11 protein-coding genes are annotated in these 13,072 nt (G+C 59.9%); 5 read left to right on the top strand and 6 right to left on the bottom strand.

Annotation, left to right across the window (positions count from 1 at the left end; translation table 11 throughout):
- Positions 1 to 372 precede the first annotated feature (372 nt).
- Positions 373 to 783, bottom strand: a complete 411-nt coding sequence (locus DFS13_RS10650; protein WP_006496036.1) for a TIGR02594 family protein — start codon at positions 781 to 783, stop codon at positions 373 to 375.
- A gap of 201 nt (positions 784 to 984) precedes the next feature.
- Between DFS13_RS10650 and DFS13_RS10655 the strand changes: the two genes are divergently transcribed.
- From DFS13_RS10655 to DFS13_RS10665, 3 genes are all read left to right on the top strand, one after another.
- Entirely contained in the window at positions 985 to 1,896 is a 912-nt protein-coding gene (locus tag DFS13_RS10655; RefSeq protein WP_034178642.1) for a LysR substrate-binding domain-containing protein, read from the top strand.
- A gap of 132 nt (positions 1,897 to 2,028) precedes the next feature.
- Positions 2,029 to 3,345: an MFS transporter gene (locus DFS13_RS10660; RefSeq protein WP_060212652.1), complete on the top strand. Its 1,317-nt coding sequence runs from the start codon at positions 2,029 to 2,031 to the stop codon at positions 3,343 to 3,345.
- Between the two features lie 12 nt (positions 3,346 to 3,357).
- The gene (locus DFS13_RS10665; protein ID WP_060212655.1) at positions 3,358 to 4,599 is read left to right on the top strand and encodes an amidohydrolase family protein; all 1,242 of its coding nucleotides are present in this window, start codon (positions 3,358 to 3,360) and stop codon (positions 4,597 to 4,599) included.
- 202 nt (positions 4,600 to 4,801) lie between these two features.
- Here DFS13_RS10665 and DFS13_RS10670 read toward each other — a convergent pair whose 3' ends face one another.
- Positions 4,802 to 5,098: a hypothetical protein gene (locus tag DFS13_RS10670; RefSeq protein ID WP_060212982.1), complete on the bottom strand. Its 297-nt coding sequence runs from the start codon at positions 5,096 to 5,098 to the stop codon at positions 4,802 to 4,804.
- 332 nt (positions 5,099 to 5,430) lie between these two features.
- On the opposite strand from DFS13_RS10670, the gene DFS13_RS10675 reads away from it, so the two are divergent.
- Positions 5,431 to 6,939 carry an ATP-dependent endonuclease gene (locus DFS13_RS10675; RefSeq protein ID WP_212234400.1) on the top strand — a complete coding sequence of 503 codons (1,509 nt, stop codon included), beginning with the start codon at positions 5,431 to 5,433 and terminating at the stop codon, positions 6,937 to 6,939.
- 128 nt (positions 6,940 to 7,067) lie between these two features.
- Positions 7,068 to 7,874: a hypothetical protein gene (locus tag DFS13_RS39860; protein ID WP_134163147.1), complete on the top strand. Its 807-nt coding sequence runs from the start codon at positions 7,068 to 7,070 to the stop codon at positions 7,872 to 7,874.
- Between the two features lie 230 nt (positions 7,875 to 8,104).
- Here DFS13_RS39860 and DFS13_RS10680 read toward each other — a convergent pair whose 3' ends face one another.
- The 4 genes from DFS13_RS10680 to DFS13_RS10700 form a co-directional block, all read right to left on the bottom strand.
- Positions 8,105 to 9,967: a methyl-accepting chemotaxis protein gene (locus DFS13_RS10680; RefSeq protein WP_060212657.1), complete on the bottom strand. Its 1,863-nt coding sequence runs from the start codon at positions 9,965 to 9,967 to the stop codon at positions 8,105 to 8,107.
- 171 nt (positions 9,968 to 10,138) lie between these two features.
- Positions 10,139 to 10,810 (bottom strand): OmpA family protein, encoded by a 672-nt coding sequence (locus DFS13_RS10690; RefSeq protein WP_060212659.1) that lies wholly within the window; start codon positions 10,808 to 10,810, stop codon positions 10,139 to 10,141.
- Between the two features lie 70 nt (positions 10,811 to 10,880).
- Positions 10,881 to 11,645 carry a flagellar motor protein gene (locus DFS13_RS10695; RefSeq protein WP_006484340.1) on the bottom strand — a complete coding sequence of 255 codons (765 nt, stop codon included), beginning with the start codon at positions 11,643 to 11,645 and terminating at the stop codon, positions 10,881 to 10,883.
- A gap of 13 nt (positions 11,646 to 11,658) precedes the next feature.
- The gene (locus DFS13_RS10700) at positions 11,659 to 12,909 is read right to left on the bottom strand and encodes a Crp/Fnr family transcriptional regulator (protein ID WP_034202675.1); all 1,251 of its coding nucleotides are present in this window, start codon (positions 12,907 to 12,909) and stop codon (positions 11,659 to 11,661) included.
- Positions 12,910 to 13,072 lie beyond the last annotated feature (163 nt).

A 13,072-nucleotide genomic window follows, 5' to 3' on the forward strand; every position in this document is an offset into this window, starting at 1 on the left:
CTTCATCGTCGTGGGTCCGTTCCGTGAGCTGTCTTCTAAACGTCCTCGGCTACGTCTGCGATGACCGCCGAGCCGAATAAATCAGCGTTTCCCTAGCCAGGATTGAAACGCCCGATCGCTTCGCCTCCTTCAGGAGCATGTGCAATTCTACAAAATGCACGCTAAATCGGTCTCCGAGCAACCGTGTTGAGTTACTCGATTTTGTAGATAAACGTTTCCACTGAGAGGAAAGACCTGTTAGAAATAACAGGCCGGCCAAATTTTATGGAGCATTGCAACTTCGAGCGCGACGAAGACCGACATCGCATAATGGCTCGTGTATTGCACATCCGCGTAGAGGCGGAGATTTCCGGTTGGCACTGCTGCTCCGGGTCACTCGGTAGCCGGCCAACGGTATCCGATCACTTCATGCAACGGATACGCAAGTTCCCGAACCTCTTCCAGCTGGTTGCCGCCAAACAGGTGAACGTGTTCGGCGTCGTGCCGCAGGTAGAAACCCACGTGCCCTTTCCAGCTCGTCGGATCATCGCGCGTCAGGATCGCGATGCAGCCGTAGACCGGGCGCTCCAGCGGTTTGCCCCATTCCAGCCACGAGCGCGCGAGCGCGGAGCCGGTGCCGCGGAATCCGGCGTGCGCCATGCACCAGTTCACGAAGGACGAGCACCAGGAAATCTTGTCGTCGTAGCCGACCAGGTTCGTCTGGTTGTTGTATTCGACGATGCGCGGGTTGATGCTGCCCGGCGGGTGGCGGCGGATGCCGAGTTCGGCCAGCGCGACAGGCATCCAGGGTGGGTGGGCGGCTTTCACTTTGCTCTCAGGGTTCGATAGGGTCACGTCGTTCTCGGGTACGTGTCGGTGTTGGTGTTGTTTCGCGCAATCTTCGCACGAATAGGGCGAATCCACAGCCCCGTCACGAGTGGCGATTTTCTCGTCAGGTCCGCCCGTATCATGGAGGCAGCGCCTCCCCTGACTCCCCTGCCCGCCATGCGCATCACGCCCCTGCCGCCTCTTCAGTGCCTCATCGCGTTCGAAGCCGCCGTGCGGCACGCGAGTTTCACGAAAGCCGCCGCCGAACTGCACCTGACCCAAAGCGCGATCAGCCGCCAGATCCAGCAGCTCGAGGAATTCCTCGGCCGCTCGCTGTTCGTGCGCGAACACCGTTCGCTGCGGCTGACGATCGCCGGCGAGCAATACGCGGCGCAAGTCCACCGTCTGCTCGTGCAATGCGCGGAAGCCACGCACGACGTCATGAAACCATACGGCGATCTCGAACTGACGATCGCGTGCTCGTCCGGCGTCGCGCTGCTGTGGCTCACGCCGCGGCTACCGGACTTTCGCGCCACCTATCCCAACATCAAGCTGCGCCTGATTGTGCGCGACGGCCTGGCATCGATGTCGCCCGCGGAATTCGACGTCGGCGTCTACTACGTGCGCCAGCAGGCGCCGGCCGAATACACCGCGCGCCGGCTGTTCGACGAGGAGGTGTTCCCCGTCTGCGCGCCCGGCTATCTGGCCGGCCGCACGCTCGACGCGGCCGATCTCGCGAACGAAACGCTGCTGCGCCTCGAAGACGGCCAGCGCCAATGGATGTCGTGGTCCGAATGGTTCGACCTGAACGACGTCGACCGGCAGAAGGCGCAGCCGCAGGACATCACGATCAACTCCTATCCGCAGATCGTGCAGATGACGATACTCGGTCAGGGCGTGTCGCTCGGCTGGCGCTACATGATCGACGCCTGCATCGAAGCCGGCCTGCTCGTGCGCGTGACGGAAGCGTCCGCGAGCCACGGCGGCGGCTATTACGTGATCTCGCCGAACGACCGCGCTCAGAACCAGGCCGCCCGCCTGTTCACCCGCTGGCTGTTCGAACAGGCGGAGCAGCAAACCGGGGCCTGAATACCACGCGCCCGATCCATGCGTGCAGCGCATGCAGGCATGCGAATCTTTCGTTTCAGAAAAAATTGCGGCTGTCCTTAGCATGGGATTCACGCGGGGCAGCCGCCCCGTCTTCTGACCAAGGAAGAGACCATGCAAGGAACGCTCTCCCCGCGCGCCGCGGCTGCCGTCGATGCAGCGGTGCAACAGCGCCGCCGCGCCATCGTCGCGACCGTGATCGGCAACGGTCTCGAATGGTTCGACTTCACCGTCTACAGCTTCTTCGCGGTGATCATCGCGAAGCTGTTCTTCCCGACCGGCAACGAACTGACGTCCGTGCTGCTCACCGTCGCGACGTTCGGCGTGGGCTTCTTCATGCGGCCGGTGGGCGGCATCGTGCTCGGCGTCTATGCCGACAAGGTCGGACGCAAGGCCGCGCTGTCGCTCACGATCCTGCTGATGGCGGCCGGCACCGCGCTGATCGGGATCGCGCCGACCTACGAACAGGCCGGCATCGCCGCGCCGCTCCTGATCGTCGTCGCGCGGCTGCTGCAAGGCTTCTCGGCCGGCGGCGAGATGGGCGGCGCCACCGCGTTCCTCACCGAATACGCGCCGCCGGAGAAGCGCGCGTATTACTCGAGCTGGATCCAGTCGAGCATCGGCTTCGCGGTGCTGCTCGGTGCGGCGACCGGCACGTTCGTCACGACGTCGCTCGACACGCAGGCGCTGCATAGCTGGGGCTGGCGGCTGCCGTTCCTGCTCGGGATCGTCGTCGGGCCGGTCGGCTACTTCATTCGCAGCCATATCGACGAGACGCCCGCGTTCAGCGCCGTCGAATCGCAGGCGAAGGAAAGCTCGCCGCTGAAGGAAGTGCTGCACACGTATCCGCGCGAGACGTTCGCGAGTTTCTCGATGGTCATCCTGTGGACCGTCTGCACCTACGTGCTGCTGTTCTACATGCCGACCTATTCCGTGCGCACGCTGCATCTGCCGCAATCGACCGGCTTCACGGCCGGGATGGTCGGCGGGCTGATGATCATGTGCTGCTCGCCGATCGTCGGGCGACTCGCCGACGCGTGCGGACGCCGCGTGTTCCTGTCCGGCTCGGCGCTCGCGATCCTCGTGCTCGCGTGGCCGATGTTCTCGTGGATCAATCATGCGCCGGGGTTCGCGTCGCTGATCGTGTTCCAGGCCGTGTTCGGCGTGCTGATCGCGGCCTATACGGGGCCGATCCTCGCGGCGTTCGCGGAGCTGTTTCCGACCAAGGTGCTGTCGACCGGGTTGTCCGTCGCGTACAACTTCGCGGTGACGATCTTCGGCGGGTTCGCGCCGTTCCTGATCACGTGGCTCATCGCCCGCACCGGCAGCAACATGGCGCCCGCGTTCTACGTGATGCTCGCGGCGGCCGTCAGTTTCGTCGGCACGCGCTTCGTGAAGGATGCGAAGCGTGCGGCCGCAACGACTCGATAAGGATTTTTGCTCATGACCATTACCGTGCTTCAAGGCGGCAACGTGCTCGACCTCGAACGAGGCGTGTTGCTCGAACATCATCATGTCGTGATCGAAGGCGAGCGGATCGTCGAAGTCACCGATCGGCCGGTGGATTTGCCGAATGCGCAGGTGATCGATGTGCGCGGCAAGACCGTGATGCCCGGGTTCATCGACTGCCATGTGCATGTGCTGGCGTCGAGCGCGAACCTGGGTGCGAATGCGACGCAGCCGAATATTCTCGCGGCGATTCGGTCGCTGCCGATTCTCGATGCGATGTTGTCGCGGGGGTTTACCAGTGTGCGGGATGCGGGGGGCGCGGATTGGAGCTTGATGCAGGCCGTTGAGACAGGGCTGATTCCAGGGCCGCGGATTTTTCCGTCGGGGAAGGCGTTGTCGCAGACTGGTGGGCATGGGGATTTCCGGCCTCGTGGCGATGTGCTGGAGCCTTGCTCCTGCTGTTTCAGGACGGGGGCGATTGCGCGGGTCGTCGATGGCGTCGAAGGGGTGCGGCTCGCCGTGCGTGAGGAGATTCAGAAAGGCGCGACGCAAATCAAGATAATGGCGTCAGGCGGCGTGGCTTCGCCGACCGATCCGATTGCGAACACGCAGTATTCGGAGGATGAGATTCGGGCGATCGTCGACGAGGCCGAGGCCGCGAATACTTATGTGATGGCGCATGCGTATACGGGGCGGGCGATTGCGCGGGCTGTGAGGTGCGGCGTGCGGACGATCGAGCATGGGAATTTGGTGGATGAAGCGGCTGCGATGCTCATGCGTGAGCGGGGGGCGTTTGTGGTGCCGACGCTGGTGACTTATGACGCGTTGGCGAAACATGGGGCGGAGTTTGGGATGCCGGCGGACTCCATCGCGAAGGTGGCTTCCGTGCAGCAGAAAGGACGCGAGTCGCTTGAGATCTATGCGAAAGCCGGCGTGAAGATGGGGTTCGGGTCGGATCTGCTCGGGGAGATGCATGCGTTTCAGTCTGGGGAGTTTCGGATTCGAGCGGAGGTGCTTGGGAATCTGGAGGCGCTTAGGTCGGCGACGACGGTGGCGGCGGAGATTGTCAACATGACGGGGCAGCTTGGGGTGGTTGCCGTGGGGGCGATCGCCGACCTCGTCGTGCTGGATGGGAATCCGCTTGAGGAGATCGGGGTGGTGGCCGATGAAGGCTCGCGGGTCGAGTATGTGTTGCAGCGGGGGGCGGTTGTGAAGCGGGGTGTCGGCGGACGGTGATGTGTGAAGCCATTCGGCTATTTCCGCAGGCACGGTGCTGCCTCACGGGCCTTGTGGTCGTGACAGTTGTTGAAGGTCGCTGAAGGTGGGAATTGCGGCGCTCGCGGCAATGGCCGGGGCGGTGTCGCCCCGGCGGTCAATCGCATTCGGGAAACGCCTGCATTCCACTCGCTAGAGCCGCATCAAGCGGCCCTCACAGACGTTACAGCGGCGGCGGTACCCAATCAGGATCGTGGTACGGCTGCTCTCGCAGCGCCAACTGACCGTAGTCCGGCGTGATCGTGATCTGCCGGGTCACGTAGTTGGCGTTCAGATATATGCGGTCGCCCGGCTTGAATCCGAAGATCTTGAAATCAATGTCGATCGCCTGCATCCACGGCAGGTACGGCCAGCCTCGTTTGGGAAGGTCCGGGTAGTTGCGCAGGACCAGCTCAAACCTCTTCTGCATGTTGACGGGTTTGCTCTTTCTACGACGTGGCTTAGTATTGGCGTCAGCCATTTCCGACTCCTGTACTGAGTTGGTGGTGGTCAGCGGGTCGTATGGGTTGCCGCCCATGCGGCCCGCGCTTTTTTGGTCCCTCGGGTTTCCCCTTCTTTTTCCCCTCTTCACTGGGTCTTGTTGAGCAAGACGGCTTTCTTTCGACTATCGGGGCGGAGGGGACTGCGGTCAACTTCCGATGGTGAGAAGCAAGGCTTCATGACCAGTGTAGTCGGGCTGGCATCTCAGAAATGGGGAAATGAGGGGGATTGGCCATTAGGTATAGCAATACCGCATCGCACGAGTTTCCTCAACGTTCGTCGCCGAAAATCTTCATCCGACACGCGATCAACGTGGAAAAAGCTATGGATTCCGCTATGATGTTCCAAACAACGCGCTACGGTGAAAACATGGATGTAGGCGAAATTACTCGTATTCGGGACCAGTTCCAGGGTGGTCAATGGCCGCAGTTCTTGGAGCGCGTTGACATCGCGGGCCTGAGAGGTTGGCAAGGTCAAGTGGTACAGTTTAAGTTCCCCGTGGTTGCAATTGTTGGAGAGAACGGCGCAGGAAAAAGCACCGTTCTCAAGGTCGCCGCCGCCGCGTATGACAAAACTAAAGATGGCGGATATTTCCCTTCCGATTTCTTTCTCGATACCCATTGGGACACTCTCGCTGCGATCGACCTCGGATATCAGATTAAAACGGGCGATATAACCCAGAACTTCAAGATTCGCAAGCCTAGCAAACGCTGGAGTTTTCCAGAAAAGCGCCATATCAGACGTATTTACTGGTTTGACGTTGCGCGAACCTTACCGCTAGATGCCACTGCCGGATATGCACGCGTCGCCCGCCTAGCGGCGGGAGAAATTTCGACTGAATCTTTGTCTGACGAATACAGAGGACATCTCTCGTACATCTTAGGGCGAGAATACAAAAATGCACGCTTTGCTGCACCAGACGTAAATGTAAAGCGTAAAGTTGGCCTACTCCAGCGGGACTTTGGCGAAATCTCCCAGTTCCACCAGGGCGCTGGTGAAGACACGTCCTTGGATTTAATGCTGGCGCTTCAAGAGGTTCCAAATAACTCACTAGTTATCATCGACGAGGTCGAAGCATCCCTTCACCCTCGCGCTCAGCGGCGACTTATCAACTTCCTCATAAAACTAAGTCGTCTTCGACGAGTTCAAGTTATTGTTTCAACGCATAGTCCATATGTTCTTGAAGAACTTCCTCCCGAGGCAAGGGTGCTTCTATTGCCGACCGCGGAGGGACCTACCGTTATATATGGAGCCAGCCCAGAATTTGCATTGACAAAACTCGACGACGCAATTCATCCCGAGTCGTTTGTGTACGTCGAGGATCGATCCGGCGAGGTTTGGGTTAGGGAAATTATCGCACGGCATCCAGATGGACATGCCATCCTTTCGCGCATTAAGGTTTCGCCTGTCGGTCCAGCAAATGTCGTTGCGATGATGGGTAAATTAGCGTTGGAAAACAAGCTACCTCAACCCGGCATTGGTGTTCTCGATGGCGATCAGCAGGATTCAATGGGATGCGTTCGATTGCCAGGAAATGATGCGCCAGAGCGCGTTGTATTTCAGGATCTTCAAGGACATAATTGGGGGAACTTACACGAGAGGTTCGGCATCGGCGCCGGTGATCTACATACTTACTTTGAGGATACTTTACTGAATCCCGATTTTCATCGCTGGCCTACTTTGGTCGGCGATAGAATTCTCAAGAGTGGCACGAGTGTGTGGGAAACGATGGTGACGGAGTGGTGCCGTATCTGCCTTACGGACGATGTACGCGATGGGATTGTGAGTGCGATACAGCAGACGTTGCCGGTTGGCGTTTGATGTTGATTTTCGACAAAATATTCTTAATACGCTTCGAAAGGACAATACCATCATATTTCCAAGCTCAACCCAAATATCTTGAATCGGTGACTAATTCGACCATCATCTCCGAAAAATCGAGAGCACCCATGAAAAGAAAAACATTCGGAACCTGTGCATTGACCGGGGAAACGGGTCAATTCATAAAATCACACCTTATCCCAAGAGCGCTAACTCGCCTCTCAAAAACAGGCGAAAAACGCATCCAATCTGAGATTGGAGGAAGAGCAACAAGAACGTCAGACAGTTGGTATGACTTGAAACTCGTCACTCAAGCCGGCGAGGACATATTAAGCGACATAGATTCACGCGGCATTGACGAACTCAGAAGACTTCGCTTAATTTGGAGCGGATTGAATGGACAGCAGCCTATAACCAATTGGAGTCTCGATGAAGGCCCAAGCATTCGCGAAGTCCATGTAACAAATTCAGCCACACTCCGGATATTTTTCTTGAGCTTGCTTTGGCGAGCCGGCGCAACCAAGCTTGACCATTTCCGGCACGTGCAACTTACAAGCAACGAAATTGAGGATTTAAGATCCAGAATCTTAGCCCGAGAACCAGGCCCTTTCGACGATTTTCCAATCTTACTGTATCAATTGACAGAAGGCCCCGCCCACAATCGCGTCCCCCTATTAGAAGAAGAGACACAACCCAACAGCGGAGATCAACACGAACAAAAAATTACTTACGTCAGGTTTTACTTCGACGGTCTCATTGCAAGAATTTATCTTAAATCCCGCCAAAAAATTCCAGATCATTATTCAAAAATATGCATTCAGGACAATAACAACTTCATCGTCTTTGTTCATAGATTTGAAGATTCTCGTGCCAAGAACGAAATCGTTAGCATAATAAGAGATTATGAACAAAAAACCATGAACCCTTTCCCATAGGCCAACCCAATTTAACGATTAGCCCATCCACCGGGCAACAACCCGATCAACCACGGCTTTATACTTCGTAATATATTGACAGAAAGATTCCCTCCACCGCCCCAACCCGTCAATATGAAAATGTGTTTCATTTCCAAACGCGATTAAATCCGGCGCTAACAAGCAAAAACGGCCGCCGTGAACCCACGGCAGCCGCCCCGAACACCTCAATCCCAAACTCCAAATTACCCTTACTCATCCACCTTAAAAGCCGAAACCAGTTTGGTCAATTCCGCCGCCTGCTGCTTCAAACTCTCCGCCGCCGCCGCACTTTCCTCGACCAAAGCCGCGTTCTGCTGCGTCATCTGATCGAGCGACTGCACCGCGTCCCCGATCTGATCGATCCCGGCACTCTGCTCCAAGCTAGCCTCCGCAATCTCGCTCATCATCGCGCTAACGCCTTGAACCTGCGAGACAACATCACTCATCACCTTCCCCGCCTCACTCACGAGCCGCGACCCGGCACCCACCGTCCCCGCGCTGTGCTCGATCAGCGCTTTAATCTCCTTCGCCGCCTGCGCACTACGCTGCGCCAGATTCCGAACCTCCGAAGCAACAACAGCAAACCCACGCCCCTGCTCTCCCGCCCGCGCCGCCTCCACCGCGGCATTCAACGCCAGAATATTCGTCTGAAACGAAATACTGTCGATCATCACGATGATCTCGGAAATCCGTTGCGAAGCGTCACTGATCTGCTCCATCGTCGTCACGACTTCCCCCACCACCTGCCCGCCCCGCGCCGCCGTATCCGCCGCGCCATTGATCATCTTCGCGGCCGTCGTCGCCGTCTCGGTGTTGTTGCGCACCACGGCCGTGATCTCTTCCATCGACGAAGCCGTTCGCTCCAGGTTGCTCGACTGCCCTTCGGTGCGTTCGCTCAGATCCGCATTCCCTGAAGCAATCTGCGCCGATCCGGTCGCAATCGAAGCCGATGCCGCACGAATCCGATGAACGAGCGTCGACAACGACGACACGAACCGGTTGAACGCATCCGACAATTGCCCGATCTCGTCCTCGCTCTCAACCGTCATCCGGCGCGTCAAATCGCCCTGACCGCTGGCAATCTCCGACAGCAGCGTAGCCGCCCGCCGAATCGGTGCGGCAATTGCACGCCCCACCAGCCAGATCACGATCAACGCAACCCCAAGCCCCACCACCGCCGCAACCAGTGCCGCGCTGCGGATCGCACGCGTCACCGGTCCGAGCAGTTCGGCCTGCGGCACCTGGACCACCACATACGCATTCAACTCAGGAATAAACGACGTCGCGATAAACCGCGCGCCGCCATCACCGTCGTAGCTGAGATACGCATACGGCTTGCCCGCAAGCAACGTCGACGACGCATCTCCCGGCAACCCCGGCTCATCCTTCAGAAAATGCTTACCGTCGATCAGCGACGTATCGCGATGCATCATGATTGCGCCGTCGGGGCGCACGAGGTACGCAAACCCGGTGTCACCGATCCGGTAAGCCGAGATCCCCTTCGCGAGCGCATCGACGGACAGGCTCATGCACGCCGCACCGATCGGCACGCCGTCGAGCTCCACGCGGCTGTTGATGAACATCATGTAGCCGCCGACGGTCACCTCGCGATCCATGTTCACGTCGTACGCCTTGCCCGACGACAGGAAACTGGTCAGCCACTGATCCTTGTCGGTCACCTTCCGCTGCAAGCCGGCTTCGTTGTAGTAGTTGCCGCTCTTCACCGACACCCACTGCACGGACGCGGCCTTCTGCTCGTCCTTCACGTTCTTCGCGAGCTGGATCCAGTTGCGCGTGCCGGCGTCGGGTTCGCCGTCGGCTTCCCATTGCAGCAGGAACGCATCGCGCGCGAGAATGCGCGACGCGGCGATCGGGCCGGCCATCTGGCGCTGCACGTCGGCGCGGATACCGTTGACGGCGGTCGGCAGCTCTTCGCGGACGACGCGCTCTCGCACCGCGTTGCCGATCAGACGAACGCTGAGCCCGCTCGAAATCGCGACGAACACGAGCAGGCAACCCGTCATGCTGAGAATCAGCTTGTTCTGAATGGAAAGCTTGCGCCAGAAATGCATGGGGAACCCTCGATAACCGCTCGGTCTGAGCCAGTTTGGGTTATCGGCATGCACGCGCAGAACCACATCGTCGATTTCAAATGTCGATCATTCGAGATTCGTTATGTTGTTGATGGGCGGGCATATGCAGCCGCCTATATGTACGAGAACCATGCAAATACAACGCGCGGATCAATACGCAACGAAGATCGTGACGCGCCGGTTTCGCGCTCTTGATGCCGCATCGTCCCCCGCAACAAGCGGCTGCGTATCGGCCCGCCCGATCGCCGCCAGCCGATGCGGCGTAACACCACGCTCGGTCAGATAACGCACCACACTCCCCGCCCGCGCCGACGAAAGCTCCCAGTTCGATTCGTATTTCGCGTTCGCGATCGGTACGCTGTCGGTGTGGCCTTCGACGAGGATGTCGCCGGTTGCATGCGCGCTCAATGCCTGCGCAATCTGGTTCAGCACCGGCGACGAATCGGGCAGCAACCGCGCATCGCCGACGTTGAACAGAATCTTCGCGTCGATACCGATCTCGACGCCATGCGGCGCCTTCACCAGCGAAATGCGTCCATTCGACTTCAACGAATCGAGCAGCGCGAGCCACGGCGGCGCAGGGTCGGACCTCGCGGTATCGACGGCGGCAGTCGCCGCGCCCCCGGCCTGCCGCGCAAGCGTCTGATACCGCGCATCGAGCGCGTTGTATTTCGCGAGCTGAAGCACGTACAGCGCGAGAAACAGCACCATCAGCGTCGTGATGAGATCCGCGTACGAAATCAGCCAGCGTCCGGACTGCGCGCCTTCGAGTTCGTCATCGTCGCGATCGGCAGCGGATGCGCCGTCAGTTCGAGCAGTCATGCCGTCGGGAATCCGGGTTCGTCATACGGTACAAATACAGGCCCACGCGCAAGCACGAAGCACATGAACATCACGCGAGCGATTCCGCCGCCCGCCCGCGCACATCGCCGGTCAACCGCGTCTCGATCGTATGCGGCGACTCCTTGCGCGAGATCGCGAGCAAGCCGTCGAGATACAGCTTGCGGAAGCGCATCTCGCTGTCGATCTGCGCGCGCAGCTTGCCGTACAGCGGCAGGAACACGAGGTTCGCGAACGCGAGCCCGTACAGCGTCGCGACGAACGCCACCGCGATGCCCGGCCCGAGCTGTGCCGGCTCCAGAATATGGCTCGTCACCTGCACGAGCCCGAGCACCGAACCGAGAATGCCGAAGGTCGGCGCATAGCCGCCGGCCTGCTGCCACACGCGCACGGCGGCGAGGCGGCTGCGTTCGTACGCATCGAGTTCGCGTTGCAACGCATCTTCGAGCACCGCGGTCGACACGCCATTCGCCAGCAGTTCGAGCCCGCGCCGCGCAAACGGATGAATCCCGCTCACGTCCATCGATTCGAACGCGAGCAGCCCGTCGAGCTTCGCGCGATCGCCCCATTCGAGCAGGTCGGACAGGTTCTTGCGATCGACTTCGCGCGCCCGCACGAACGCGAGCCGCAACTGCTTCACCGCGTCGAAGAAGCGCGCCCACGTGTTCTGGATCATCACCGCGCCGAGCGTGCCGCCGAGCACGATCACGAGCGCCTCGAACTGGAACAGCATCGAGAAATGCCCGCCTTCCAGCGCGAACCCGAACACGATCGCCGCGCCGCCCAGCACCACCCCGACCAGGGTCAACAGATCCATACGCGCCTCCGTATCACGCATCCGACGCCGAAGTCGACGCAACGGCCGTTGCGCCCGCCGCAGGCGCCTTCGCCGCGCGTACGGCCTCCAGCACACGCTGTTCGATCTCGTCGATCTCGACCGGATCGAGCTTGAGTTCGCGGCGCATCACCCACGACACCTCGTTGCGCCGCGCCTCGGTCATCACGGAAAACAGCTTGTCGGCCACCGCGCGATCGTCGAGGTTCGCGATCAGCTTCGCGAGGTCATAGGTATCGAACGCGCTGATCACGTCGAACAGCGTGCGCTGGTCGATCCAGACGAGATCCTCGAGCGCGCGTACGTCGCCGCCGCGGCGCGCGTTGCGGCGCGAGAAGTACGCAACGCCTTTCTGTTCGACGTAGTTCAGCACCTTCGATTTGCGGAACGCGAACACTTCTTCCGCGATCTCGCCGTTCGACAGCTTGTTGAGCAGCAGCGTCTTGTCGACGCCGATCAGCGATTCGAGATCGGCCAGTTCGATGAGTTCGAGTTCACTGTTGATCGATACGTCGAGATCGTGATCGGCCACCTGTTGCGCGCGGTCGATCACGCGTGCGGCGTCGAACGTGACGACCTGGCGCGCATCCGACGAAGCCGCGTAATCGCTTGCGCCGCCGGTGCCGTCGCCCTGCGCGGCTTCGATCGTGACGAGGTTGAGCTTCTCCATGCGCCGCAGCATCGCGAGCACGTGCGGCCGCGAATGGCCGGCAATCGCGCGGCATTTGCGAATCACTTCGGCAAGCGGCACCGAGGTTTCGGCCGCGTGCGCCTGCATCGGCCGGCGTGCCCACGTGTCGCCGGATTCGCGCGCGTCGGCGCCGGCCATCAGCGACAGCACGTGCGCATACGACAGCACGCCCGGCATGAAATCGGCATGCGTATAGGTCGCCAGTTGGTCGTCCTTGCGCTTCACGCGGCGGATCATCGTTCGCACGATATGACGCAGCAGCGCGGACACGCGCTCGATTTCTTCATCGAGCATGCCGGCCGGCACGACGGTGAGCTGACAGAACGAAAGCGCCTTCGCGGTATGCGCGCGCGGTTCGGCGGCGAGCAGCGCCGATTCGCCGAAGAATTCGCCGCGGCCGAGCGTCGCGACGATCACGCGCTTGTCTTCGCAGCGCGTGGACAGCTCGACCTTGCCGTCGGTAATCAGAAAGATGACGGGCTCGCCCGCGAAGCCCTCCGAGTAGATGATTTCTCCGGGCGCCGCGGTACGCGTCCACGATTGCTGACGATTCAAGTCGATTCCCCTGCTGCGCTGGTTATTGCGGACTGCGCGTCGCACGTCTGAAGCATGCGATCGCGAGTCGTCCCCGTGACTCGTTTACGTCATCGTGCGCAACATCCTTTAGGGCATTCGTGCTCGTTTCGAACCGAAATCAAGGTAAAACGTTTGCGGATTG

Origin of the sequence: Burkholderia sp. 28_3, from assembly GCF_003253915.1 — a bacterium.
Lineage (GTDB): Bacteria > Pseudomonadota > Gammaproteobacteria > Burkholderiales > Burkholderiaceae > Burkholderia > Burkholderia cenocepacia.

Coding starts and splice junctions, on each gene's coding strand:
- DFS13_RS10650 (WP_006496036.1), bottom strand. CDS start 783: ATGCCTGTCGCGCTGGCCGAACTCGGCATCCGCCGCCACCCGCCGGGC.
- DFS13_RS10655 (WP_034178642.1), top strand. CDS start 985: ATGCGCATCACGCCCCTGCCGCCTCTTCAGTGCCTCATCGCGTTCGAA.
- DFS13_RS10660 (WP_060212652.1), top strand. CDS start 2,029: ATGCAAGGAACGCTCTCCCCGCGCGCCGCGGCTGCCGTCGATGCAGCG.
- DFS13_RS10665 (WP_060212655.1), top strand. CDS start 3,358: ATGACCATTACCGTGCTTCAAGGCGGCAACGTGCTCGACCTCGAACGA.
- DFS13_RS10670 (WP_060212982.1), bottom strand. CDS start 5,098: ATGGCTGACGCCAATACTAAGCCACGTCGTAGAAAGAGCAAACCCGTC.
- DFS13_RS39860 (WP_134163147.1), top strand. CDS start 7,068: ATGAAAAGAAAAACATTCGGAACCTGTGCATTGACCGGGGAAACGGGT.
- DFS13_RS10680 (WP_060212657.1), bottom strand. CDS start 9,967: ATGCATTTCTGGCGCAAGCTTTCCATTCAGAACAAGCTGATTCTCAGC.
- DFS13_RS10690 (WP_060212659.1), bottom strand. CDS start 10,810: ATGACTGCTCGAACTGACGGCGCATCCGCTGCCGATCGCGACGATGAC.
- DFS13_RS10695 (WP_006484340.1), bottom strand. CDS start 11,645: ATGGATCTGTTGACCCTGGTCGGGGTGGTGCTGGGCGGCGCGGCGATC.